Below are 24,579 nucleotides of genomic sequence, written 5' to 3' on the forward strand. Positions count from 1 at the left end.
TACACAGACGACTCGCCGCATGACGAACTTGCGGAACCTGTACCGGCAGATGGTGCTCAGCCGCCGCCTCGACGAGGAGTGCACAGCGCTCCACCACCAGGGCGCCATCTACGGTTACGCCCCGTTCCTCGGCCAGGAGGCGGCCCAGGTGGGGAGCGCCTCCGCGCTCGACCCGGCGCGGGACTTCGCGTTCCCCACGTATCGTGAGTTCGCCGCCGCGGTCGTGCTCGGCGTCGACCCGGTTGCGATCCTGTGCCATCACCGTGGCTACGGGGACGGAGGCCTCTTCAACTCCGCCGATCGGCACGTCGCACCGTTGAACTCCGTGGTGGGCGGGACGGCGCTGCATGCCACCGGATGGGCGATGGGCGCGCGGCTGGATGGCTCGGATGGGTGTGCGCTGGCGTACTTCGGCGACGGGGCCAGCTCCCAGGGGGAGGTCCACGAGGCGATGAACTTCGCCGCGATCTTCGGTGCGCCGGTGATCTTCTTCTGCCAGAACAACGGTTGGGCGATCTCGGTTCCGACCGACAAGCAGGTCGGCGGCGGATCGGTCGCGGCCCGGGCGTCGGGGTATGGCATCCCGGGGGTGCGCGTCGACGGAAACGATGTCGTGGCCGTCTACGAGGCGACGAGCGAAGCGGTGGAACGGGCACGAGCCGGTGACGGTCCCACCGTGATCGAGGCGATGACCTACCGGTTGGGCCCGCATGCGACATCAGACGATCCTTCGCGCTACCGCGACAAGGTCGAGGAGGAGCAGTGGCGGCTGCGCGACCCGATCGGTGTCGCACACGCGGCGCTGACAACCGCCGGCGCGGACGACGAGGCGTTCTTCGCGGAGGTCGAACGTGAGACGGCCGCCGAGATCGCACGGATCCGCCGCGACTTCGCCGCGTTCGTGCCTGCCACCCTGCGCGAGCAACTGGAACTGGTTTACGAGCAGATGCCGCCAACCGTGCGCGCACAGATCGGGGCGTGGATCGACGCGGGAGGCCCCCATGTCTGAGTGGTCGATGCAGCGTGCCCTCAACGAGGCGTTGCGTACCTCCCTGCGTGAAGACGCCCGAACCCTGATCTTCGGCGAGGACGTGGGTCGGCACGGCGGCGTCTTCCGCGTCACCGACGGGCTTCAGCGCAGCTTCGGCGATCGGCAGGTCTTCGACACCCCACTCGCAGAGGCCGGGATCGTCGGTGCGGCCGTCGGTCTGTGCATGCGGGGATGGCGGCCGGTGGTAGAGCTCCAGTTCGACGGGTTCAGCTACCCGGCGTTCAACCAGGTGGCCAGTCACGTCGCGCGACTGCGGACTCGGTCGCGCGGCGCGTTCCACTTGCCGCTCACGATCCGTGTTCCCAGCTTTGGCGGCATCAAGGGGCCGGAGCTGCACAGCGAGAGCACGGAAGCGCTCTACGCACACCTCCCCGGCATCAAGGTGGTGTCACCGTCGACCCCGGCGGACGCGTACGCGCTGCTCCTGCAGGCCATCCGGGACCCCGACCCCGTCGTGTTCCTGGAGCCCAAGAGCCGCTACTGGAGCACCGGTCCGGTGCCTACTGAAGCGGACCTCGACAGCGAGCTGTATAGCAGCCGCCTTGCCCGCGCGGGCCGCCACGTCACGCTGTTGTCGTGGGGGGCTTCGGTTGCCCGATGCCTGCAGGCCGCCGACTTCGCCGCTGAGGACGGAGTGGAGGTCGAGGTCGTCGATCTTCGCTGGCTGAAACCGATCGACGTCCCCGCGATCGCAGCGTCGGTCCGCAAGACGCGCCGCGCGGTGGTCGTAGAGGAGGCTCAGCGTTCCGGCGGTCTCGGCGCCGAGGTGAGTGCGCTGCTCATGGAGCACTGCTTCTCGGATCTGCGGGCACCGGTTGTGCGGGTTGCCGCGCCCGATGTGCCGTACCCGAGTGGCTCCTTCGAGGATGCGTTCCTCCCCACCCCCGACCGCATCTTGACAGCGATCCAATCGACCTTCGGAGCAGCGTGATGGCGATCTACACATTTCACCTACCCGATCTCGGCGAGGGGCTCCTCGCCGCGAAGGTCCTCGAATGGTTGGTCGCCGTCGGAGACGACGTCGACCGAAAATCGCCACTCGCAGATGTCGAAACGGAGAAGTCGGCGATCGAGCTTCCCTGCCCGGTCAGCGGGCGCGTCACCGCGCTGCACGCCGAAGAGGGGGACACCGTCCTGGTCGGCAAACCACTCGTCACCTTCGAGACGGCCGAGCAGGCCGGCATCGTCGGCACCGTTCCCCACGAGGACACTCCTACGCGCAGCGTGCGTCTGCGCCCGCCCGACGCATGAGCGACAGCCCACCGCCGATCCTGCTGGTGCACGGCTTCGGTGCCGCTGCCGGCATGTGGCAAACGACCGGCTGGACGCGAGCGATCGATGCGGCCGGCCGAACCGCGATCGCCCCTGACCTACGCGGACATGGGCAAGCGCCTCGGCCTCACGATCCTGACGACTACGCACCAGCGCGCCTCGTCGCGGACCTTCTCGCGGTGCTCCCCGACACGCCGGTCGACGTGGTCGGTTACTCGCTCGGCGCGCAGCTCGCGTTGGACATCGCCATCAGTCATCGCCATCGCGTGCGACGTCTCGTCCTTGGTGGCATCGGCAGCGAGCCCGCCGTCTCGTCCATCGACGCCGAAGCCGTCTGGAGTGCCGTCAGCCACGGCGAACCTATTCCTGCCGGGGCCGCGGCTTCCTTGTGGCAGATGGCCAGCGCTGTTCCCGGCTGCGATGCACGCGCTCTGGCCGCCTGCTTGGCCGGGGTCGCGCGCCACCGTCGGACCGTCGGCATTCCCGGCGACCTACCGCCCGCCTTAGTCTTCGTGGGCGCCGACGACCCGATTGCACGGAACGTGCGTGGGCTCGTCGATGCGCTCCCCGCTGCCGAGCTCTTGGAGCTCCCGGGCCGCGATCACCGGAGTGCGTGCTCGGCGTCTCTGGCCAAGCAGCGCGCGCTGGACTTCCTGCGCGAATAGCCCTCCGCGACCCGGACCACGCTGACGGCTGCGAGCCCAGAGTCGCTCATCGGGAGCGACGTCCGCTCGGTTCTGACCGGTAGAGGGGGTGTTGGCGGGAGAGCGTGTCGTCGGCGGTGTGGCGGATGTGCTGGCGCATGAGCGCTTCGGCGCTGGCGGGATCGTTGGCGAGGATCGCTTCGGCGATCTGAATGTGCTGCCGGGCCGAGGTGCGTACACCGTCGATGGACACGAATCCGAGGAAGAGGATTCGCCACGTATGGGTTTGGAGCTGGTTGATGAGGCCGGCAACGAGCTGGTTGTCGGCGATCTCGATGATGAGGTCGTGGAAGTGGGCGTTGGCCTCGGTGTAGCCGCTGATGTCGGTGGCTTCGGTCCAGCGGCGCTGCTCGACGAGCTCCTGCTCGAGGGAGGAGCGGAGGGGACTGTCGGTGATCTGCTCGGCGGCGAGGCGAGCCGCTCCGCCTTCGAGAATCTCCCGGGCCCTGAAGAGCTCGGCGACATCTCGACGGGTCATCTGGCGCACCGAAGCGCCACGGTGGGGGGTGATCTCGACGAGCCCCTCGGCTTCGAGCCGTCCGAGTGCCTCGCGGACGGTGCCTCTGCTGACGGCGAACTCGCGGGTGAGGTCGGCTTCGATCAGGCGCTGGCCCGGGGAGAAGAGCCCGTCTTTGATGCCTTGACGAAGGTGATCGAGCACTCGCGCCGACATGCCCTGCCGGTCACGCGGTGGCTTCGTCGCGTTCACCGGGACTGACCGATGACGAAAGCGGGCCAAGATTGATTCATTCATCCGTAGTGTAGTTGCGCGGGCTCTACCCGACAAGGATGTCCGACGATCTGATCGGATGAACGGGTGCCGTCGTGCGGCCGCGTAGACCGCCCCACACATTGACGGACGAGATTGTCCTACGTTAGGTTTTCACCGTGATGATGAAGGTGGCGCGTTTTCACGGCTTCGGCGGACCTGATGTGCTGCAGGTCGAACGGGTCGATCTGCCCCAACCGGGTCGCGGCGAGGTCGCTATCGCGGTGCATGTCTGCGGGCTCAACCACATCGACGTCGACATCAGAGAAGGAATCTCTCGGCTTCCCATCGAGCTGCCACACACGCCGGGCGGGGACATCTCCGGCGAGATCGAAGCGATCGGCCCGGGCGTCGACGGAGACTGGGCGCTCGGTGACCGCGTGGTCGTCTTCGATCATGCATCGGTCGGCGACGGCCGCGGCGGGCTGGCTGAACGAGTCATCTGGCCGGCAGCGCGCCTCGTGCGCCTGCCGCCCGGGTTGTCGCACGAGGCGGCCGCGGCCGCGGGGATCACGTTTGCCACCGCCCACAACACTCTGCTGAGGCGAGGGCGTCTGAGCGCCGGCGAGACGGTCCTCGTGCACTCGGTCAGCGCCGGCGTCGGGCTGGCCGCCGCGCAGGTGGCCAAGCACCATGGCGCCCGCGTCATCGGCACGACGAGTAGCGCCGACAAGATCGCCAGACTCGGAGGACTCGAACTCGACGCGGTGCTCGACTACACGCGCGACGACGTCGCCGCCGAGGTCCGCCGCCTCACCGGCGGGCGTGGGGCAGACCTCGTCTTCGACCACCTCGGCGGCGAAGCGTTCGGGGTTGGCCTTGCCGCGCTGAAGCCGCGTGGGCGTGTCGTTGTGATCGGCGGTCACGCCGGCGAGGTGGTCCCCCTTGATCTCGTTGCGCTGTTTCGCGAGGAGAAGGAGATCATCGGTGCGACTCGCTTCGAGCGCGACGACCTCGTGGCCGTGCTCGGCGAGGTTGCCACGGGTGGGCTCCGGCCGATCATCCACCGGACATTCTCGTTGGACGAGGCGCGTGCGGCCATGGAGGAGCTGGAGAGTCGCCGGCATGTCGGAAAGGTACTCGTGAGTTGCACCTCCGCCAGCGGCAGCTGAGGGTCATGACGACGACCAATGACGCCTCCGAAACTCCTCCGCCGCGGCGTCTGGTCTGCAGGATCATCACCAAGCCCGCGGGCCTGCCTGTGCAGGATCACCGTCACCTGGACGATCCATCGAGGCTAGCGATCTGCTTGCGATGCACGCCTTCGTCCGGGGGCTACGCAAGGACCTGCCCGCAGTGGTCGCGGGGCTGACGCTGCCGTACAGCAATGGCCCGATCAAGGGCGCCAACACGAAGGTCAAACTCCTCGAACGGCAGATGTACGGCGGGGCAGGCTTTCCACTGCTACGACAGCGGATCCTGCTGACCTGACCGCCGCTGGCACCAACCCTCTCTGTGCGCCCCGGTGCGCTCGTCGTCTGCGCGCAGTACCCGGCTACCTCGACGCGCATGTTCTCGGCGATCTCGGTGTAGCGGCCTTGCCGGGACAGGGCCGCCTTCACCTCCGGGCTGCCAGAGCGCAGCTGCTCCCCGATGATGTAATGGTGATCACCCGCTCGCAGGTAGCGGCGGTTGGCGTCGGAGGAGAACCCGCGGTCGGTCACCCACACGATCGTGCTGAGGGTCCAGTCGCGCATGTCGTCCTTGACCACGACCTCTAGAACCCTCGAATGACGCGGAACGCGGGCCGGTGGACCGCCGCGATCAACTGCGCATCCGCAGTATTTCAGGGCTGTCTGTCCGTATTTCTGTGCTTTTCCGAGGTGTGATCGGTGCCGCACAGTTGGGTCAGGAGATCGAACCGTTCAAGGTATGAAGAGGTGTCGTGCATGACTGCCGTCGTCGACGACTACGTGGAGTCGATTCGTCTGGACGCGCTCTACGACGATCCCTATCCGATCTATCGCGAGCTGCGGCGTCGCCCGCCGGTCTTCGTGCCCGCCGCAGGCCGCTACCTAGTCACCCGGCACGCCGACGTCGTTCACCTGGAGAAGCACCCGGAGATCTTCAGCGCGGCCGAGAAGGACTCGCTGATGACCAGGGTCATGGGGCACACCCTTCTCCGCAAGGACGGATGCCCGCACATGCGTGAGCGGAAGGCGGCCGAGCCGGCCCTGCGGCCGCGGGTGGTGAAGAACCACTGGACGCCGATCTTCCAGCGCATCTCCGACGAGCTGATCGATGTCTTCGTCGACGAGGGACGGGCCGACTTGTTCACGGCCTACGCCGCCCCGATGGCGGCGCTGTCGTTGCGCGAGATGCTCGGCCTGCGCGGCGTGTCGGCCGACGATCTGCAGAAATGGTCGCAGGCGATGATGGACGGCACCGGCAACTACGCCGATGACCCCGCAGTCTGGAAACGTTCCGATCGGGCGGCGGCTGCGATCGGTGTGGCCGTCGACGAGGCGATCGTGCGCCTTCGGCGCGGGCCGGACGAGACGATCATCTCGGCCATGCTCGCCGGTGACGACCCCATCGAACCCGAGACCATCCGGGCGAACGTCCGGGTCATCATCGGTGGCGGGTTGAACGAGCCGCGCGACGCCGTGCTCACCGGGATCTACGGGCTGCTGACGAACGCCGGCCAGCTCGAGGCGGTGCGGGCGGATGCCGGCTTGTTCCGGTCGGTGTTCGAGGAGACGGTTCGCTGGGTCGCGCCGATCGGCATGTACCCCCGGCAGACCACGCGCGAGGTGGAGCTCGGGGGCACGACGCTGCCTGCGGGGGCGCGGATCGGGGTGGTTCTCGGCTCGGCGAACCGGGACGAGGCAATCTTCGACGACCCGGACGTCTTCGACATCCACCGCAACGCACGGCATCACGTCGCCTTCGGCGGCGGGCCGCACTTCTGCCTCGGGACCTGGGCCGCCCGGGCACAGGTCGGCGAGGTCTCGCTGCCGAACCTGCTGCGCCGCCTGCCGAACCTGCGGCTGCGCACCGACGAACCGACCTGTTGGGGGGGCTGGGTCTTCCGCGGCCCCCTGACCCTGCCGGTGGAATGGGATGCCCGATGACCGACATCATCTTCCGGATCGGGGACGAGTCGCGCACGATCGACGTCGCCGACGGGGTCAGTCTCATGAAGGCCGCGGTCGAGGCCGACATCCCCGGCATCATCGGTGAGTGCGGCGGTAACGCGATGTGCGCGACCTGCCACATCTACACCGCCGAAACCGATGGCGGTCGCCTTCCCGCGGTTAGCGACGACGAGGACGAGATGCTGGACTGCACCGCCAGCGACCGTCGCCCGGGCAGCCGGCTGAGCTGCCAGCTCGTCGCTGCCCCGGCGCTCGATGGCATGGTCGTCGAGGTTCCGCCGGAGCAGGTGTGATGCCCGGGATCGTCGTCGTCGGAGCGGGCCACGCCGGTGTGGCCGCCGCCGCGGCGTTGCGACGTGAAGGTTACGACGCAGCGATCACCCTGCTCGGTGACGAACCTGACGCTCCCTATCAGCGTCCGCCGCTGTCGAAGGCATTCCTGCTGGGAACGGCGGACGAAGACGCCCTGGCCTTGCGTTCACCGGGCTTCTACGCCGATAACGCCATCACGGTCCGGTCCGGGCACAGGGTGACCGCGATCGACCCGCAGCGGCGAACGGTCGTGCTCGACGGCGGCGAGCAGGTCCCGTACACCGATCTCGTCCTGGCGACCGGGGCCGCCGCCCGGTCGCTCCAGATCCCCGGTGCTGACCTCGCCGGGGTGGTCAGCCTGCGGTCCCTCAGCGATGCGAGGGCCCTGCGCAGCGTGATCGGCTCGGCCACGGCCGTGGTCGTCATCGGAGGGGGCTTCGTCGGCCTCGAGGTGGCGGCAGCATTGGCCGGAAGGTCAGTGCAGGTGACCGTCCTGGATGTGGCCGCGCGTCTCCTCGGTCGCGCTGTGACCGTGCCGGTGTCGGATCATGTCGCGTCCGTACACCGTGACCGTGGGGTGCGGGTCGTGCTCGGCACGGGAGTCGCGACGATCCTTGGGCGGGACGGTCGAACGACGGGGGTCGTCGACACCGCGGGGCGTCGGCACGAGGCCGACCTAGTCTTGGTCGGAGTCGGAGCGACGCCACGGACCGGGCTGGCCGAGGCCACGGGCCTGGCAGTCGCCGACGGAGTGGTAGTCGACGGGTCTCTGCGCACCTCGGACCGGCACATCTATGCCGTGGGCGATTGTGCCTGTGCCGGCGGGGTGCGCCTCGAGTCCGTGCAGAACGCCACAGACCAGGGCACGCACGTCGCGCGCGTCCTGACCGGAAGGCGTCCCGGCGACTACGCAGATCTGCCCTGGTTCTGGAGCGACCAGCAAGGCCTGCGACTCCAGATGGCTGGGCTCGTTCGTCGTGACGACGAACTGCAGGTCGTCGGCGATCCGGGCAGCGGCCGGTTCAGTGTGCTTGCGTTCCACGCGGGGCGGCTGGCCGCCGTCGAGTCGGTCAACCGGCCGGCCGACCACATGGCCGCCCGGCGCATCCTCTCCACGGGCGTTGTCGTGACGCGGGCAGCGGCGCAGCTTCCCGGCTTCGCCCTCCGTGATGTCGCCAAGCCGAGTGTGGCGGCCGCGGTGGGTTGATCGGGATCAGGCGCAGCCACAGGGCGCGGACCGGGTGCCGGTCCACGCCTTTCCGATCCGGCAGCGTGGGCTCGGATCAGACGGCCCGGTCCGCACGCGGGCGGAACGTGTCGATGCAGTGCTGGGCGAATGCCTCCGCGCGGCGCGTTCGCTTGCTGCCCGCCGCCCAGCCGAGTATGACGGCCACGCTGTAGTCCTCGAGTTCGACGATGTCGCGATGCGCGACCTGGAGGTCTTCGTAGGTGCGGTCGTTCGGTGGGCGTTGAATGAGGATCGCCCAGCCGAGGCCCCGCCCGACGAGGCCGCGGGCGGTCTCGAAGTTCGTGGTGGTGTGCCGAACCTTGGGCCGGATCCCGGCCTGCGTGCACAGGAGCAGAGTGTGGGTGGAGCTCGGCGACGAGTCGTAAAGGACCATCGGCTCGTCGGCGAGGTCACGCAGCGACACGTGCGTGTCCGAGGCCAGGGCCAGCGGGTGGTCGGCGGGGAGCACGACATGTGGGCGTGCCCGGAACAGCTCGACGCGCTCGAGCCCCGGTTGGACGGTCATGTCGTAGAGGATCACCAGCTCGAGCTCGCCCTCCAGCGCGCGCCGTTGCAGCGCATCCGCGGTGTCCTCCGAGAAGGACACCGTCACCGCGGGGTTGACCCGGCCGAACTCGGCCAGCAGCCGGGGGAGCAGCGTCGGCGCCAGGGTGAGGTAGCAGCCGAGGGACAGCGGCCCGTTCAACGAGGTGCCGCGCACGCCGAGGTTCATGTCCTCGGCCTGGCGTAGCAACTCGCGGGCTCGGCGCAGTGTTTCGTGCCCGGCCTGGGTCAGGATGATCCCGTGTGCCTTGCGACGCACGCACAGCTGCACCTTGAGGGTGCGTTCCAGTTCGGTGACGGCCAGGGAGACCGCTGAATGCGAGACCCTCAGGCTTTCGGCCGCGGCGCTGATCGAGCCCGCTTCCGCGACCGCGACGAAATACCAGAGCTGCCGGAGTGAGAACGGGGGCGCGGCCGCCGACCGGGCCGGGCCTTCGATCCAATCGATCCTGGATTCCGCGTCGACATGCATCGTCGTACCGCCTCTCTGCGGTGAGGAGCGGGGCCGGACCGGCGCAGCACCGGCCCGGACCCGCTCGGTCAGACCTGTTCGCCGAGCTTGAACGGGATCTTCTGGTCGCCCTCGGTCGCGATGGCGAAACCGTCCGCGCCCACGATGACACCTGTCCGCTCCGCTTCGCGAACCGCCGGAGCACTCAGCGGCACGACACGACCGTCGAGGTCATGGACCCGCGAGCCGTCGGTGTACCAGGACGGGACGACGGCGTGGCCCCAGAACGAGCGCCTGCGGTCGTCGTCGACACTCCACTCGACCGTCGGGTTGTCGGGATCGCCGGTGTAGTAGTCAGTCGTGTAGATCTCGATGCGATGTCCGTCAGGGTCGCGCAGATAGAGGTAGAAGGCGTTGGAGACGCCGTGCCTACCGGGGCCGCGTTCGATGTGGTGCTCCTTGTGCAGCGCGCCGAGCACGTCGCACGTGTGCAGGATCTGGTGCCGTTCCGCGGTGGCGAAGGCGATGTGGTGCAGCCGCGGGCCGTCCCCGCCGGTGAGCGCCACGTCATGAACCGTCTGCTTGCGGTAGAGCCAGGCCGCGTAGACGTTGTCCTCGTCGTCGATGATCGTCTCCGAGACACCGAACCCGAGGCCGGTGTAGTACCGGTGTGCGGCCTTGACGTCGGGAACCATGACGTTGAAGTGGTCGAGCCGGGTGATGGCGTTGCCATGATGCAGGTCGTAGCGCTGGGTGAACCGCTCGGTGTGCTCGGCGTCGTAGAAGAACTCGACCGGGAATCCGAGGGGATCGGTGATCCGCACGGCTTCGCCGATGCCGCGGGTGGCCCCCGCGGGGACACGCCGGGTATCGACACCGATTCCGCGGAAATAGCGTTCGGCGGCGTCGACCTGGTCCTGCCCGCGCACTCGGTAGGCCAGCCGCCCGAGTGCCGGCATATCGCCGCGGCGCAGGACGAGGCTGTGGTGCAGATACTCCTCGAAGGCACGCAGGTAGATCGCGTCGTCGTCCTCGGCGGTGACGATGAGGCCGAGCAGGTCGACGTAGAACCACCGAGACGCGGCGAGGTCGGTCACGATCAGCTCCGCGTATCCGGAGCGGATGACGTCAGGCGGCGGGTTGCCCGTTGTGGTGGCGGTCGCGGTGGGGTCGGTCACGGTCATCGGGACGCTCCAAACTGAGGGGTGTGCACGTCGCCGAGCGCGACGTGGATGATGTGTTCGTCGGTGTAGAAGTCGATGCTGCGGTGGCCGCCTTCATGCCCGACGCCGCTCTCCTTGACCCCGCCGAACGGGGTGCGCAGGTCGCGCACGTTGTGCGAGTTGAGCCAGATCATGCCGGCTTCGATGCGGCCGGCCACGCGGTGTCCGCGCTTCAGGTCGCTGGTCCACACGTAGCCGGCGAGGCCGTACCGGACGGCGTTCGCGAGCTCCAGCGCCTCGGCTTCGGTGTCGAACGGGGTCAGCGCGACGACCGGTCCGAAGATCTCCTCACGGAAGATCCGGGCGTCGGGCTTGACGTCGGCGAACACCGTCGGCGCGAGGTAGTTCCCCTCGGGCAGGTGTTCGGGCCGCCCACCGCCTGCGAGGAGCCGCGCCTCGCCCTTACCGATCTCGACGTAGGACAGCACGCGGTCGTAGTGCTCGGGATGCACCAGTGCGCCCACTTCCGTAGCGGGATCGCTCGGCGGCCCGACGACCACCCGAGCCGCGCGATCGGCGTAGCGGCGGCAGAACTCGTCGTAGATTGGGCGCTCGACCAGGATTCGGGAGCCAGCGGTGCAGCGCTCCCCGTTCAGGGAGAAGACACCGAACAACGTGGAGTCGAGTGCAGCATCGAGATCGGTGTCGGCGAAAACGACCACGGGCGACTTGCCGCCGAGCTCCATCGACAGGCCCTTCAGATGCTCCGCTGCGGCGCGCATGATCACCTTCCCGGTCGTCGTCTCGCCGGTAAAGGAGATCAGCGGAACGTCAGGATGCTCGACAAGCGCGGCGCCCGCGTCCTCTCCGATCCCGTTGACCAGGTTGAACACGCCAGCCGGCACGCCTGCATCTTCCATGATCCCCGGCCACAGGCCTGCGGAGAGCGGGGTGAACTCGGCAGGCTTGAGCACGACCGGGCAACCCGCAGCGAGCGCAGGGGCCAGCTTCCAGCTCTCGAGCATGAACGGTGTGTTCCACGGCGTGATGAGCCCGGCCACGCCGACCGGTTTGCGGACCACGTAGTTCAACTGGCTGCCCGGCACCGAGTAGGCCTCGTCACCCCGCGCGACGATCATGTCGGCGAAGAACCGGAAGTTCTCCGCCGCCCGCCGGGCCTGACCGCGGGCTTGCGTGATCGGCAAGCCGGTGTCGAAGGACTCGAGCTCGGCCAACCGGTCCTCGCGTGCCTCCACCGCATCGGCGATCGCGACCAGGACGCGTGCCCGTGCCCGCCCGGCCATCGACGGCCAGGGGCCGTCGAGGAAGGCGCGCCTGGCCGCGGCGACGGCTCGGGCGATGTCCTCGGTGCCGCCGGCCGCCGCGGTCGCGTAGGGCTTGTTCGACACCGGGTCGATCACCTTGAAGGTGGCCCCGGATGCGCTGTCGACGGATCGCCCGTCGATGTAGTGCTGGAGGTGGCACGGCAGATCCGGCGGCACCGCCGAGGTCACCGTGCTGCTCATCGGGTGGTTCCTTCCAGGGGCGAGAGCAGGTCGTCGACGCCGTTGAGGAGCGCCCTGCAGCGGGTCTGCCCATCGGTGGTGAGCGGGATCAGGGGCGGTCGGACGAACCCCGACTCCAGCAGCCCGCGTTGTGCCAGAAGCCACTTCACGGCGGCGGGGTTGGTCTCGGTGAACGTCAGGTCGACAAGGGGATGGAGCCGGTAGTGCAACTCGCGGGCGCGCTGCTGGTCGCCCCCGACAGAGGCCTCGTACATCGCGGCGACAGCGGCCGGGGCGAGGTTGGCGACAGCGCTGACGAAACCGACTCCACCGAGCGCCAGCAGGGGCAGGCACAACAGCTCGATGCCGGACCACACGAGCAGGTCGGGACCGCAGGCGTGGATGACGCGGGAGAAGTGCTCGAAGTCCTTGGTCGTCTCCTTGATCCCGACGATGTTGTCGAAGTCGCGGAAGAGTCGACCGACTGTCTCCGGATCGATGTCCACGGCGGTGCGCGAGGGCACGTTGTAGATCACGATCGGCAGATCGGGATACTCGCGGGCGACCGTGGCGTACCAGGAGTAGAGGGCCTCCTGGGTCGGCCGGGCGTAGTACGGGGTGATGACGAGGGTGGCGTCGGCGCCGGCCTCACGCGCGATACCGGTCAGCTCCAGGGTCTCGTCGAGCTTCGCCGAGCCCGTTCCTGGGAGGAAGGGCACCCGGTCAGCGATGACGTTGGCGGCGAGCCGGATCGCCTCGGCCCGCTCCGGGAGCGTCTGGGCGCCCGGTTCACCGGTCGAGCCGCCCAGGGAGATCCCGTGCGAGCCGTTCGTGAGCTGGAACTCGATGAGCCGGCGCAGGCCGTCGGGATCCGGGGTTCCGTCGGAACGGAACGGTGTCACCACGGGAGCGATCGACCCGCGGATGCACGCGGGATCGGAGCGGTACTTCATGGCTGGATCTCCTCGGGAGTGGCGGTCGGGTGGCCGGTGCCCGGTTGGGTGAGAAAGGCGTCGAGCGTGGCGAGGCGGTGCTCGCGTGCGAAGGCCTCGATGTCGGCGGCATCTGCCCGTACGCGGATCAGCCCGAGCATCCGGTCGTGTTCGGCAACGGACTGTGGGGCGCGGCCGGGGACGCTGAAGTGTGTGCGGAGCGTGCCCATGCGCGCCCATCCGCGCTCGACGAGGTCGGCGATGTGCGGGTTCGGGCAGCGCTGATACAGCAGCTGATGGAACTGCCCGTTGAGCGTGGTGAACGTGTGCGCGTCGCCGTCGTCGAGGCAGCGCCGCATCCGGTCGTTGATCTCGGCGGCGGTCGCCAGGTCGTCCAGGGGCACCATCGGTGCGGCCAACGCGGTCGCCGCGCCTTCGATGATCGCGAGGGTTTGCATAGTGTGCCGGTACTCGGTTGTGTCGATCGCGCTGACCCGAGCGCCGACGTTGCGTTCGAAATCGACGAGCCGTTCCGCTTCGAGCCGTCGCACGGCCTCCCGGACCGGGACGGAGGATACGTTCAGCTCACGGGCCAAGCGGTCGAGGACCAGCCGGAAACCGGGTGCGTACCGGCCGTCGAGGATGCGTCGGCGGATGATGGAGTAGGCGTGGTCGGACTTGCTGGCCGCACGCTGGGCGGTCACCACGGTAGCTCGTCCGTCCGCTTCGCACGCCATGCGTGGTAGTGCTCGACCCAGTTACCCGCCAGGGGGTACAGGCCGTCGACGGACTCCCCGGCCTTGACCTGTTCGGTGATGAACTCCTCCTGCAACTCCTGCTCGCGGACATCTGCGAGCACATCCGCGGCCAGTGCGGCGGGCACCACCACGACGCCGTCGTCGTCACCGACCACGATGTCGCCGGGCAGGACCGTGGCCCCACCGCAGCCGATGGCCACGTCGAAGTCCCACGGCAAGTGCCGACGGCCCAGGACAGCCGGGTGCGGTGGGCCGGAGAAGACCGGGATGTCGAGGGCGGCGACCGCGGCGACATCCCGGACGCCTCCGTCAGTCACGATCGCGGCCGCACCCCGGACCTGCGCCCGCAGTGCCAGGATGTCGCCGATCGTCCCGCTGCCGCGCTCCCCGCGCGCCTCCATCACCAGCACCTCGCCCCGGCCGACCGTGTCGATCGCTTGCTTCTGCGCGGTGAAGCCGGCCGTGCGTTCCTTGACGAGGTCCTCGCGCAGCGGGAGGTAGCGCAGTGTCCGGGCGCGCCCGGCGAACCTCGCGCCGGGTTGGGTGCTGCGCACCCCTTCGATTGCCACGCTGTCGAGGCCTCGTCGGCGCAGCTGCACCGAGATCGTCGCGACCGCGACGGATCCGAGCCCGGCGACGACCTCGTCGGGGGGTACGGGCTGATTGTCGACGAGGGGGCGTCCCCATGTGTCGGCCCGCAGCTGGGCATCGACCCGGGGCGGGGCACCCGGGCCCGTCAGCTCGGGGCCGTCGACGACCGGTGAGCGCAGCCGGCCGGAACTGGCGTCGTCTCCCGGAGCGAGGCTGTCGACCTCGACCTCGACGACGTCACCCGGAACGGCGACCGAGGCGCCCGCCGGTGTCCCGGTCAGGATCACGTCGCCGATCTCGAGAATCATCGTGCGTGACAGGTCGGCCACGAGCTCGGCGAACGGGAAGAGCAGATCGGCCGTGACGTCCGACTGCACGAGCTCACCGTTGATCCAGGTCCGCACCCGCAGCGCCGCAGGGTCCAACCCGGCGGCGTCGAGCAGCCGCGGGCCCAGCGGCGTGTAGCCGTCCGCGCTCTTTGAGCGCACGTTCGCGCCGCGGTCGGCGTAGCGCAGGTCGTGCAATCCCACGTCGTTCGCGGCCGTCACCCAGCCCACGTGCGCCCACGCGTCTGCTGGGCTGACCGCACGGCAGGCCGTGCCGATCACCAGCGCGATCTCGCCCTCGTAGCCGAGCAATTCAGTGCCGGCAGGCCGGACCAGCGGATCACCGTCGGCCGCCAGCGACGACGAGGCCTTCAGGAAGTACGAGCCATGAGTAGGGGTGCGGCCGCGCTGAGCAGCACGGCTGGGGTAGTTCACGTGAACCGCGATGATCTTGCCTGGGCGATGCCCGACCATGGCCGTGACAGGGTCGGTCACGCTCGCCTCCTTTGCCGTGGGACCGTCCCTAGATTCGTATACGATTCGATTCCCGTGGAAAACGACTCTTTTCCTCGGTGAATCCACGGAAAATCTGTGGAGTGCGGACCGTCGTGGTGGAGGGCACCGTCGGCACGTCCGTCTACGTCCCGGACCGGCTCGACGTCATGGAGCACACTCGCCCATTCGACAAGCGGCTCACATCGGTCACCTTTGGGCCGGTGACCTTCGGTGTTCAGCTACGGCGACCGCAGGCCGCATCGAGATCAGTGACCCTGAGACCCCGTACGAGGCGATCGTCGTCGAAGCCCGCAAGTAGGCCCAGGCCCGCCTTCGGGGCAGATGGGGGCGCTCGTCACGGGAGAACTGCGTTGGCGCCCTCCGAGCGCTGTTCAAGCGAGCCAAGCGCGCCCGGCTCATCACCGACGACCGGCCGCAGAGCTTAACAAGCCCACCCGCCTCCGGAGCCGGCGCCGTGCCCTGGCCGAGCCCGAGCTGGCCGAGGCCGTCGAGGAGGTCCGGATGTGCAGCCGGGACCTCGCCCTCGACCTGCTGCTGGTCGTACTTCTCTTAGCTTGACCCGCACTTTGCCCTACGATATCGTCTGACAACACCGTGACGAAGATGTGTCGCGGATCCTTGGCACCGTGAGGTGAGGGTGTATGGAGATCGCGACTGCGGCGCACGCGTGCGCCGCAAATAGTCGAAGGCGCGGCCCCGCCGTTGGTGACACCCGGGCGATGCCCGACCAACCGACGAATGCTGGTGCTGTTCGCCCGCCTCTCTCAGAGAGTCTCCGTGATGACCGGGCGCGCGACCTCGCTCGGTTGTATGAGTCGTCGGGGCTCGCTCAGCACCTCGGCATGGGCAACCGGCCGGCGGTGCTGCTCATCGATCTGTTTCGCGCGTTCACCGATCCGGAGTCACCACTGGCCATGCCGGTCGGGGAGCTGATCGAGCCGACCGCGCGGCTGCTGCGTGAGGCTCGTGCCCTAGGCGTACCTGTGGTGCACACGATCGTGCGCTACCACCACGACGCGGAGTTGGGTGTGCTGGGCGAGAAGAACCCGGTCCTGCGCCTTCTCACGAGCGACAGCCCGCTCGCCGCGGTGGACCCGCGGCTGGACCCGGACGGAGCCGATCTCGTCGTCGACAAGAAGGGTGCGAGCGCCTTCCACGCGTCGACCCTGCGGGGGATCTTGAACGCGCTCGGCGTGGATAGCGTCGTTGTGGCCGGTGTGTCTACCAGTGGGTGCGTGCGAGCGACGGTGGTGGACGCCATCCAGCTCGGGCTACGCCCGATCGTGGTGCGCGAGTGCACTGCCGATCGCAGCGCGTTCGCCCACGAGATCGCGCTGGCCGACATTGAGTTTAGGTACGGCGACGTCGAGTCGCTGGAGTATGTGATCGCCGGCCTCCACGGCATCGTCGGCGACCGAAAGGATGATGATGCGCGTCGCAACTGATATCGGCGGCACGTTCACGGACTTGGCGTATGTCGGGGCCGACCGCGTGCTACGCGTCGACAAGGTTTCCAGCACGCCGGGCGAGTTCGAGGTGGCTGTTGACCAGGTGCTCGACCAGGCCGGCATATGTCCAGAGGACAACGTGGAGTCGTTCATCCACGGCTCGACCGTTGTTATCAACGCGCTCATCGAGCGCAAGGGAGGTCCGACTGCGCTGATCACCACCGCCGGGTTCCGCGACGTTCTCGAGATCGGGCGTTCGAACCGCCCCGACGCCTACAACTACCGGTACCGCAAGCCGCGACCGTTCGTCGAGCGCCATCTCCGCTTCGAAGTTCGGGAGCGGCTGGCTCGCGATGGTCAGGAACTGACTCCGCTCGATGTGGCCGAGTGCGAGATGGCGGCCATCGCGGCGAAGGCTGCGGGCGCACAGGCCATCGCAATCTGCTTCCTGCACGCGTACGCCAACCCCGTCCATGAGATCGCGTGCGCCGAGGCCGTCAAGCAGGTGTACCCCGAGGCCTTCGTCACGATGTCGCACGAGACGACCCGCGAATGGCGCGAGTACGAGCGCACCAGCACCGCCGTCTTGAACGCCTACGTGCAAGAGGTAGCCGCCACGTATCTCGAACGGCTCGAGAAGCGGCTGGTCGCCCGAGGCATCGACCGATCACTGCAGGTAATGCAATCCAACGGGGGCACGGTCTCGTTCCGTCACGCGCGCGAGCTTCCGATCAAGCTGGTCGAATCCGGGCCCGTCGCCGGTGTCGCAGCGGCCGCGGCAATGGGGCTCGCCGCCGGGCGCGAGAACATCATCTCGCTCGATATCGGCGGTACGACCGCCAAGAGCTCCCTGATCGAGCGGGGCGAGGTACGCCTCACGACCGACTACCGCATCGACCGCACACCGCGCTCGCCGGGATACCCGATCAAGTCACCAGTGGTCGACATCGTCGAGATCGGTGCCGGCGGGGGGTCGATCGCATGGACGGACGAGCTCGGCCGGCTGGGCCTCGGCCCGCAGAGCGCCGGCGCTCGGCCCGGGCCAGCGTGCTACCCGAACGGCGGCACGCTGCCGACGGTGACCGACGCCAACCTGGTTGCGGGTCGCATCAACCCAGCGTTGTTCCTGGGCGGCCGGCTGGCGGTCAGCGTCGACCGGGCCCGAGCCGCGATCGCCACCGTGGCGCGTCCGCTCGGGCTGGAAGTGGAGGAAGCGGCGCTGGGGATCATCCGCCTCGCCGACGCCAAGATGCTCAACGCCATCAAGCTCGTGTCGGTGCGACGCGGGTATGACCCGCGCGACTTCCACCTGATGGCCTTCGGTGGCGGCGGGCCGGTGCACGGAGCGGCGCTGGGTGCCGAACTGCGGACGCGCTCCATCGTCATCCCGCCAGCGGCAGGCATGTTCTCTGCTGTCGGCATGCTCATGACGCGCCTGCGCGCGGACTGGGTGCAGACGAAGGTCCTCCCGGCGGTCCCTGACAGCGGCGAAGTAGTCACTGAAGTGTGGCGCGACCTCCAGACGGAAGCGCTGGCGCATTTCGATGCCGAAGGGATCGATCCCGCCGAGGTCACGTTCACGCACGCGCTCGATCTCCGTTACCTCGGCCAGGAGCACACCGTCACCGTGCGCGTGACCCCGGCGGCGTCGATCCCCGAGATCATCAGCGTATTCGGCGAACAGCACGAGCAGGAGTTCACGTTCCAACTCGCCGCTCCCGTGGAGATCGTCGACTTTCACCTGACCGCCCTCCACATCGGCCCACCCCCGTTCCACCTGTCCGCGCTGCCGAGCGCGACCTCGGCCGACGAGGCATTGAAGGGCGAGCGCCCAGTGTTGTTCGAACGCACCGGGCATGTCTCGGTGCCCACCTATGACCGGGCTCTGCTCGGCGTGGGAGTCGCCCTGGACGGCCCCGCGATCATCGAAGAGGCGTCGTCGTCCACTGTCGTCGGCCCGCAGCAGCGCGCGGCCGTTGACGAGCAGGGTTCGATCGTGATCACGCAGAAGGTGGCTACCAAGGAGCAGGAGGTGCTCTCGTGAGGATCGCCGACGACAAGGTTTACGACCCGTTCGACCTCGAGATCGTCCGCGAATACGTTCAAGCGGCGACCGAGGAGATGTTCGCCGTGACCTTGCGATCGAGCCAGAGCACCATGATCTACGAGGTGCTCGACTTCGCCGTTGGTATCACCGACGTCCACGGTCGGCCGGTGTCCCAGGGAGCTGGCCTGGCAATCCTCCCGGCGATCTTCGGCGAAGTGGTGCGGGGTGCCCTGCTGCAGTACCCCATCGACCGCCTGGTTGAAGGGGACATCCTCATCTCCAACGATCCATACGCCCCGGGCGGCACCCATCTCAATGACTTCTGCCTCTTGATGCCGGTGTTCTTCGATGGCGAAGTCGTGGGCTTCGCCGCAAACAAGGCGCACTGGATCGACGTCGGTGGCAAGGAGCCGGGCAGCACCCCGGTCGACGCCGCGGAGATGTTCGAGGAGGGTATCCGAGTCCCATGGATGAAGGCGTTCCGCGCCGGGGCGCTCGACGAGTCGCTCGCCCGTCTGCTGGCCGCCAACTCGCGGGCGCCGTCAGCCGTCGTTGGCGACCTCCATGCGCAGGCCGCGTCGGTGCGCACAGGGGCTCGACGCGTTCAGGAGATCTGCGCCCGCTACGGGCCGGATACCTATTTCGTGAGCCTCGACCGGTTGATCAGCGAAACGGCCCAGCGCAGTCGCGCTGCCTTGGCGGAGGTGCCGCACGGTACCTGGCGGGCGGAGCAGACGATCGAGATCGGTGGAGAGACGGCCGTCGCGCGTGTCAGCGTCGCCATCGACGACGACGGGATGACGTGTGATTTCACCGGCACTGATCCGCAACTCGTGCGTGCCTCGATCAATCTCGCCGGTAGCGGGTTGCTGCAGGCATGCTCAACCGTCTTCCAGGCGGCGATCGGTCCAGACGTGCCGATCAACGCGGGAACGTACGAGCCGCTTCGCGTGGTCTGCCCACAAGGTACGTTCCTCACCGCTCAGTCGCCCGCCGCGTTGTCCCTCTACTTCCAGGCGATCGCCGTCGCCGCGGACCTGGTGTGGAAAGCACTGTCTCACGTCATCCCGGAGCGGCTGCCGGCTGGGCACTTCCTCTTCGGGGGGATCCTTGTGCTGTCGGGCCCGGCACCGGGCGGCGGTGTATTCGTCATGGCCGAACCGAACCCGGGCGGCTGGGGCGCGGGAGTCGGGGCGGATGGTGAGCGGGCGTTGGTGTCGCTGCACGGCGGTGACACGCTGAACGTTCCAGTGGAGGTCGTCGAGCAGCGCTATCCCGTCTTGATCGAGCGCTACGGCTACGACACATCGCCGGGCGGCGCGGGGCAGTGGCGGGGCGGAGAGGGGATCGTGCGTGCGTGCCGGGTCCTCAGCGACTGGGCGATGGCGACCCCGATGGGCGACCACCGCACGGTGCCGACGTGGGGTTCCGAAGGGGGGCAAAACGGCACGTTCAACCGCACCGAGGTGCATCGCGCCGATGGGACGACGGAGACGCACGTGGCCAGCGTCCGACTGATGCTGGGCGAGGGTGACGTCATCTGCACCGTGACCGGCAAGGGGGGCGGCTGGGGCGACCCACGCCGGCGCGACCCTGATCTTGTCCGGCGCGATGTCCGGGACGGCTTCGTGACCGCCGCTGATGCCTCTGCGATCTACGGCGTCACGGTTGACGGGGCGTCGCTGTGACGCCCGGCGCGCGCCTCCGTGCACTGCTTGCCCGCGACGAGCCGCTGGTCATGCCAGGGGCGTGGGACTGTATGTCGGCGCGCCTTCTGCAGGACGCGGGCTTCGAGGCCGTCGGCGTGTCGGGTGCCGGCGTCTCGGTCGCGCGGCTCGGCCTCCCGGACCTTGGTTTCCTCGGGTTGTCGGACATGGCTGACACGGTGCGAGCCATCGCTGCCAACGTCGAGGTGCCCGTACTCGCGGATGCGGACACCGGGTTCGGCAACACCCTGAGCGCGATTCGAACGGTCCGGGAGTTCACTGCGGCCGGCGCGGCCGGCCTGCACATCGAAGACCAGACGTTCCCGAAGCGCTGTGGGCACCTCGACGGCAAGCAGGTCATCAGCGCGGACGAGTATCTGACCAAGCTCTCGGCGGTCGTCCAGGAACGGCCCGATCCCGATTTCGTGGTGATCGCGCGCACCGACGTGCTCGCAGTGGAGGGCGTCGACGCTGCCATCGACCGCGCCAACCGCGCACTTGAGGTCGGCGCCGATGTGGTCATGATCGAGGCTGTCGAGACCCTGGAACAGGTGCAGCGCATAGGACGCGAGGTTTCGGGCGCCAAGCTGTACAACTTGGCGACCGGAGGCCGCGGGCCGCGCCTTACGGTCGCCGAGCTGCACGGGCTGGGGTTCGGGTGGATCGTCATGCCCGGACTCGCCATGGCCGGCGTGGTCGACGGTATCCGGCAGGCAGCGGCCGCCGCGCTGCGCGACGGCGATGACGAACACGTCGCCGCGCTGGGCTTCAGCCCACAGGACTTCTTCGAGCTCGGCGGCCTGTCGATGTGGCGTGAGCTGGAGCGCAAATACCCATCGGAGACGAGGAGCCAGCCGGCATGGGCATGACCATCGCAGAGAAGATCCTCGCGCGGGGCGCACAGGCGGACGTGGTGCGGCCTGGCGATCTGGTGACGGTGAAGGTCGACACGGCGATCGTGCTCGACATGAACTTCATCCCCGGAATGTGGGACACCGTCCGCAAGATGCACGATCCATCACGCGTGATCGTGATCCACGACCACCTCATCCCGGCGCGGGATGTGCAGGCGGCCGAGGCCATGGCACGCGGGCGCGAGTTCGTCGAACGGTGGGGGATCGAACGTTTCCACGACGTCGGCGGCGACCAGGGCATCGTCCACCAGGTCGTGGCGGACCGCGCTTACGGGTTGCCCGGCGAGATCCTGGTCTGCTGCGACTCGCACACCTGCAGCGTGGGTGTGCTCAACTGCGCCGGTCGCGGGCTAGGGACGCCCGAGCTTGCCTACGTCCTGTGCAAGGGGACGGCGTGGTTCAAGGTCGGTGAGACCGTGCGTTACGAGTTGCACGGCGAGTTGCCGCCGGTCGTCGCGACTAAGGACGTGTTCCTGCGAATCGCTGGCGAGTACGGCTCGCACGAGGGGATGAACCTCGAGTACGCCGGCCCCGGGATCGCCAACCTCAGCCTCGATGCGCGACGCACTCTGTCGACGATGGCAGCTGAGCTGAGCGCCGAGTTCGCGATCTGGGAGCCCGACGATGTGCTGCTCGACTATGTCGCACCGCTGGCGACTCGCCCGTACGAGCCGGTGTGGCCCGACGCGGGCGCCGACTACCGCGATGTCCGGCGGCTCGATCTCGCCGAGATGGAGCCGTACATCGGCCTGCCGGACAAGGTCGTCCACAACGCCGTACCCATCACGGAACTCCGGGGGCCGGTCAAGGTCGACCAGTGTTTCATTGGTTCCTGTGCGAACGGCACGCTCGATGACATCGCCTCGGCCGCTCAGATCGTGCACGGACAGAAGGTCGCACCCGGGGTGCGTCTGATCGTCACACCGGGCTCTCAGCAGATCTACCGCGAGGCCATGCGGCTCGGTTACATCCAGAGTCTGATGGACGCCGGCGCGGTCGTGACACCGTCCTCGTGCGGCGCGTGCGGCGGCCTCACGATGGGGTTGCTGGCGGGCAACGAGACGTGCATCACGTCATCGACGCGCAACTTCAAGGGGCGCATGGGCAGCCGGGCCGCGCGGATCTACATGGGCTCGTCCGCCACGGTTGCCGCCTCGGCGCTGGCCGGCGAGATCGTTGACCCGCGGACGGCCGGCGGGGCGCAGGCGCTCGCGGAGGGGCTGAGGGCATGAGGGGCAAGGTGTGGCTGTTCGGCGACGACATCAACACCGACCTCCTGCAACCGGCAGACGCCGCGTTCCTTCCCCTCGAGGAGCAGCCGCGCTGGTGCATGTCGCCGAATCGGCCCGGATGGTCGGACTTGGTGCAGCCCGGCGACGTGCTGGTGGCCGGTCGGAACTTCGGGACGGGCTCGTCGCGCCCGGCCGCGCGTGTGCTCAAGCACCTCGGGCTCGGGTGCCTGCTGGCGGACTCGATCAACGGCTTGTTCTTCCGGAACTGCGTCAATTACGCGTTCCCGGCGCTCGAGGTACCCGGCGTCAGCGGTCTCTTTACGGAAGGTGACGTGGCCGAGATCGACTTCGCCGCAGCGCGAGTGACCAACGTGTCCAGCGGTGAGCGCCTCCCAGGCATCACCTGGCCCGAGCCCCTGCAGAAGATCCTCGAAGCCGGGGGCCTGATACCACTGCTCGTCGCCGAGGGACTCGTCGAGCCTCAGTGATCGAGCGCCGCGCACAATTCGCGCCCGTTGCGATGCGCCCCGCCGGAGCCATCGCTCTGACCCATCCGGCGCCAAACGACAAGGAGGTGTTGTCGGGTGGGTTGTACCTGCCCCGAGAGGTTGGTCAACCTGCTGATCGGGGGTATGCCGCCGATGGCGGTGTGGGGTCGGTGGTGGTTGTACTCGTGCAACCACCCCGGCGACGCCTTCCGGCGTTGCGACTCTTCCATGACTCACGCACGTTGCGGCGCGGGGTGTCCACGAGCAGGTGCCGCTTGACCCCAGCACCTTGTTGGCTCCGTTGTAGTCGCGCAGGCCACCCAGGTCGAATGGGGTGTGGCGGAGTAGGCGGGTGGGACTTGAACCCCTGACCCACGGATTATGAGTCGGCTCGATTAGTGCCGCTCAGTGCCGCCGAGTGTTAATTTGTATCGTTGTGGCCGGAATTCTCCCCGGCGTTGGCGAGTCCTTCGCGGCCTTTCCAGGTTCTGGTGTCGACTAGTTCGAGTTGCATCGTTCCCCAGAACCATTCCATCATCGCATCGTCGATTCGACGCGGCGCATCACCTCGCGGCAGAACGCGGTCACCCCGTAGGGGTCGTCGGTGAACTGGGAGGGCTTGATACAGAAGGTGGTGAAGCCCAGGGACATCTGCTCGGGGATGGATTCGAGGGCCCGGGTCAAGTCGCCGCAGGACCGGTCGTCGGGGAAGGCCGCCCGGATGCCGCCGACCATCTCGAGCTCGGCAAGATCGCGTCCGGCGGCGGTCATGGCCTCGGCGAGACGGCGCATCTCGTCCGGGGTTGGACGGCCGAGGGGGTTGAAGGCGTGGCCGTGCCGCACGATGCGGCGCACCATCGCGTCGTGCATGCCGGCTCCGCCGAAGCACAGCCGGGGACCTTCCGGCCGGTACGCCTTGGGCTCGAAGTAGACGTCCTCGAAAGAGGAGAACTCGCCCTTGTAGGAGACGGGCGACGGGCCCCACAGGCGGCGCCAGATCTCCAGGTGCTCGTCGAGTATGCGTCCGCGCCGGGAGAACGGCACGCCCAGGGCGGTGTACTCGTCCCGGCTCCAGCTGACGTTCGGCAGCACGGTCAGCCGGCCTTCCGACAGGAGGTCCAGGGTGCCCAGCTCGCGGGCGAGCAGGAGCGGATGGCGGAGGGGAGCGATCACCGCGGACGCGGCCAGCCCCACCCGCTCGGTGACGGAGGCGATCGAGGCGAGCATGAGCAGGGAGTTCGGCCAGGGCATGTACGGGTCCTGGTTGCCGGGCAGCGCGTAGTCGCGGGGATTGCCCATGATGCCGTTGGCGCAGGCATCCGGGCCCAGCACGATGTGCTCGCTGATCATCACCGAGTCGAATCCGGCGTCCTCGGCCTCGCGCGCCCAGCGGACCACCAGGGGCAGGTCGACCTTGCCACCGGTCATGGTCCAGTTCTCGGAGAGGACGAGTTGCATGCGGGGAACGGTCATCTAGATGTCCTTCTCATGGCAGGGGGCGGCT

Annotated in this window: 23 protein-coding genes and 2 pseudogenes; 15 read left to right on the forward strand and 10 right to left on the reverse strand. The window is 68.3% G+C overall.

Annotation, left to right across the window (positions count from 1 at the left end):
• The first annotated feature begins 19 nt into the window (after positions 1–19).
• From Aple_RS37520 to Aple_RS37535, 4 genes are read left to right on the forward strand one after another with little or no spacing between them, the layout of a single operon-like run.
• Positions 20–1,009: a thiamine pyrophosphate-dependent enzyme gene (locus tag Aple_RS37520; protein ID WP_218038702.1), complete on the forward strand. Its 990-nt coding sequence runs from the start codon at positions 20–22 to the stop codon at positions 1,007–1,009.
• Positions 1,002–1,982, forward strand: a complete 981-nt coding sequence (locus tag Aple_RS37525; RefSeq protein ID WP_155349511.1) for an alpha-ketoacid dehydrogenase subunit beta — start codon at positions 1,002–1,004, stop codon at positions 1,980–1,982. The genes Aple_RS37520 and Aple_RS37525 overlap by 8 nt, the downstream gene beginning before the upstream one ends.
• Positions 1,982–2,302 (forward strand): biotin/lipoyl-containing protein, encoded by a 321-nt coding sequence (locus Aple_RS37530; protein WP_155349512.1) that lies wholly within the window; start codon positions 1,982–1,984, stop codon positions 2,300–2,302. Before Aple_RS37525 ends, Aple_RS37530 begins: the two co-directional genes overlap by 1 nt.
• Positions 2,299–2,988 (forward strand): alpha/beta fold hydrolase, encoded by a 690-nt coding sequence (locus Aple_RS37535; RefSeq protein ID WP_155349513.1) that lies wholly within the window; start codon positions 2,299–2,301, stop codon positions 2,986–2,988. The genes Aple_RS37530 and Aple_RS37535 overlap by 4 nt, the downstream gene beginning before the upstream one ends.
• Before the next feature lie 46 nt (positions 2,989–3,034).
• On the opposite strand, the gene Aple_RS37540 is transcribed toward Aple_RS37535, so the two are convergent.
• Positions 3,035–3,736, reverse strand: a complete 702-nt coding sequence (locus Aple_RS37540; RefSeq protein ID WP_170321872.1) for a GntR family transcriptional regulator — start codon at positions 3,734–3,736, stop codon at positions 3,035–3,037.
• 182 nt (positions 3,737–3,918) lie between these two features.
• Between Aple_RS37540 and Aple_RS37545 the strand changes: the two genes are divergently transcribed.
• Positions 3,919–4,908 carry a quinone oxidoreductase family protein gene (locus Aple_RS37545; RefSeq protein ID WP_246265027.1) on the forward strand — a complete coding sequence of 330 codons (990 nt, stop codon included), beginning with the start codon at positions 3,919–3,921 and terminating at the stop codon, positions 4,906–4,908.
• Positions 4,909–5,026: 118 nt separating this feature from the next.
• Entirely contained in the window at positions 5,027–5,227 is a 201-nt protein-coding gene (locus Aple_RS37550) for a transposase (protein WP_373869682.1), read from the forward strand.
• 68 nt (positions 5,228–5,295) lie between these two features.
• Here the strand turns inward: Aple_RS37550 and Aple_RS56660 are convergent.
• Positions 5,296–5,614 (reverse strand): annotated as a pseudogene (locus Aple_RS56660) (IS1634 family transposase); the annotation flags it as partial.
• Between the two features lie 71 nt (positions 5,615–5,685).
• Between Aple_RS56660 and Aple_RS37555 the strand changes: the two are divergent.
• Genes Aple_RS37555 through Aple_RS37565 form a run of 3 tightly spaced genes read left to right on the forward strand, consistent with a single transcriptional unit; the run spans position 5,686 to position 8,413 of the window.
• Complete coding sequence (locus tag Aple_RS37555; RefSeq protein ID WP_155349517.1) at positions 5,686–6,870, forward strand: cytochrome P450; 1,185 nt, start codon at positions 5,686–5,688, stop codon at positions 6,868–6,870.
• Positions 6,867–7,187 (forward strand): 2Fe-2S iron-sulfur cluster-binding protein, encoded by a 321-nt coding sequence (locus Aple_RS37560; RefSeq protein ID WP_155349518.1) that lies wholly within the window; start codon positions 6,867–6,869, stop codon positions 7,185–7,187. The genes Aple_RS37555 and Aple_RS37560 overlap by 4 nt, the downstream gene beginning before the upstream one ends.
• A complete protein-coding gene (locus Aple_RS37565; RefSeq protein ID WP_155349519.1) occupies positions 7,187–8,413 on the forward strand; it encodes an NAD(P)/FAD-dependent oxidoreductase in 1,227 nt (408 codons plus the stop codon). The genes Aple_RS37560 and Aple_RS37565 overlap by 1 nt, the downstream gene beginning before the upstream one ends.
• A gap of 76 nt (positions 8,414–8,489) precedes the next feature.
• On the opposite strand, the gene Aple_RS37570 is transcribed toward Aple_RS37565, so the two are convergent.
• The 6 genes from Aple_RS37570 to Aple_RS37595 all read right to left on the reverse strand — a co-directional run bounded on the left by Aple_RS37570 (position 8,490) and on the right by Aple_RS37595 (position 15,219).
• On the reverse strand, positions 8,490–9,470 hold the full coding sequence (locus Aple_RS37570) for a LysR substrate-binding domain-containing protein (protein WP_155349520.1): 981 nt from the start codon (positions 9,468–9,470) through the stop codon (positions 8,490–8,492).
• Positions 9,471–9,538: 68 nt separating this feature from the next.
• Positions 9,539–10,633: a 3,4-dihydroxyphenylacetate 2,3-dioxygenase gene (gene hpaD, locus Aple_RS37575; RefSeq protein ID WP_155349521.1), complete on the reverse strand. Its 1,095-nt coding sequence runs from the start codon at positions 10,631–10,633 to the stop codon at positions 9,539–9,541.
• Positions 10,630–12,138 (reverse strand): 5-carboxymethyl-2-hydroxymuconate semialdehyde dehydrogenase, encoded by a 1,509-nt coding sequence (gene hpaE / locus Aple_RS37580; protein ID WP_155349522.1) that lies wholly within the window; start codon positions 12,136–12,138, stop codon positions 10,630–10,632. The genes hpaD and hpaE overlap by 4 nt, the downstream gene beginning before the upstream one ends.
• A complete protein-coding gene (gene dapA, locus Aple_RS37585) occupies positions 12,135–13,070 on the reverse strand; it encodes a 4-hydroxy-tetrahydrodipicolinate synthase (protein ID WP_155349523.1) in 936 nt (311 codons plus the stop codon). The genes hpaE and dapA overlap by 4 nt, the downstream gene beginning before the upstream one ends.
• Positions 13,067–13,753, reverse strand: coding sequence for a GntR family transcriptional regulator (locus Aple_RS37590; protein WP_246265023.1), 687 nt, complete (start codon positions 13,751–13,753; stop codon positions 13,067–13,069). Before Aple_RS37590 ends, dapA begins: the two co-directional genes overlap by 4 nt.
• Positions 13,750–15,219, reverse strand: a complete 1,470-nt coding sequence (locus Aple_RS37595) for a fumarylacetoacetate hydrolase family protein (protein WP_155349525.1) — start codon at positions 15,217–15,219, stop codon at positions 13,750–13,752. The genes Aple_RS37590 and Aple_RS37595 overlap by 4 nt, the downstream gene beginning before the upstream one ends.
• 863 nt (positions 15,220–16,082) lie before the next feature.
• Between Aple_RS37595 and Aple_RS37600 the strand changes: the two genes are divergently transcribed.
• Genes Aple_RS37600 through Aple_RS37625 form a run of 6 tightly spaced genes read left to right on the forward strand, consistent with a single transcriptional unit; the run spans position 16,083 to position 23,075 of the window.
• The gene (locus tag Aple_RS37600) at positions 16,083–16,685 is read left to right on the forward strand and encodes an isochorismatase family protein (RefSeq protein ID WP_218038703.1); all 603 of its coding nucleotides are present in this window, start codon (positions 16,083–16,085) and stop codon (positions 16,683–16,685) included.
• Positions 16,669–18,732: a hydantoinase/oxoprolinase family protein gene (locus Aple_RS37605; protein WP_155349527.1), complete on the forward strand. Its 2,064-nt coding sequence runs from the start codon at positions 16,669–16,671 to the stop codon at positions 18,730–18,732. Before Aple_RS37600 ends, Aple_RS37605 begins: the two co-directional genes overlap by 17 nt.
• Positions 18,729–20,423, forward strand: coding sequence for a hydantoinase B/oxoprolinase family protein (locus Aple_RS37610; protein WP_155349528.1), 1,695 nt, complete (start codon positions 18,729–18,731; stop codon positions 20,421–20,423). Before Aple_RS37605 ends, Aple_RS37610 begins: the two co-directional genes overlap by 4 nt.
• Positions 20,420–21,310, forward strand: a complete 891-nt coding sequence (locus Aple_RS37615) for an isocitrate lyase/PEP mutase family protein (protein ID WP_155349529.1) — start codon at positions 20,420–20,422, stop codon at positions 21,308–21,310. The genes Aple_RS37610 and Aple_RS37615 overlap by 4 nt, the downstream gene beginning before the upstream one ends.
• On the forward strand, positions 21,301–22,587 hold the full coding sequence (locus Aple_RS37620; protein ID WP_155349530.1) for a 3-isopropylmalate dehydratase large subunit: 1,287 nt from the start codon (positions 21,301–21,303) through the stop codon (positions 22,585–22,587). Before Aple_RS37615 ends, Aple_RS37620 begins: the two co-directional genes overlap by 10 nt.
• On the forward strand, positions 22,584–23,075 hold the full coding sequence (locus Aple_RS37625) for a LeuD/DmdB family oxidoreductase small subunit (protein ID WP_155349531.1): 492 nt from the start codon (positions 22,584–22,586) through the stop codon (positions 23,073–23,075). The genes Aple_RS37620 and Aple_RS37625 overlap by 4 nt, the downstream gene beginning before the upstream one ends.
• A gap of 107 nt (positions 23,076–23,182) precedes the next feature.
• Here the strand turns inward: Aple_RS37625 and Aple_RS37630 are convergent.
• Positions 23,183–23,299: pseudogene (locus Aple_RS37630) on the reverse strand (integrase core domain-containing protein); the annotation flags it as partial.
• Positions 23,300–23,609: 310 nt separating this feature from the next.
• The gene (locus Aple_RS37635) at positions 23,610–24,548 is read right to left on the reverse strand and encodes a TIGR03619 family F420-dependent LLM class oxidoreductase (protein WP_155349532.1); all 939 of its coding nucleotides are present in this window, start codon (positions 24,546–24,548) and stop codon (positions 23,610–23,612) included.
• Between the last annotated feature and the right edge of the window lie 31 nt (positions 24,549–24,579).

It is taken from the genome of Acrocarpospora pleiomorpha, assembly GCF_009687885.1.
GTDB classification, from domain to species: domain Bacteria; phylum Actinomycetota; class Actinomycetes; order Streptosporangiales; family Streptosporangiaceae; genus Acrocarpospora; species Acrocarpospora pleiomorpha.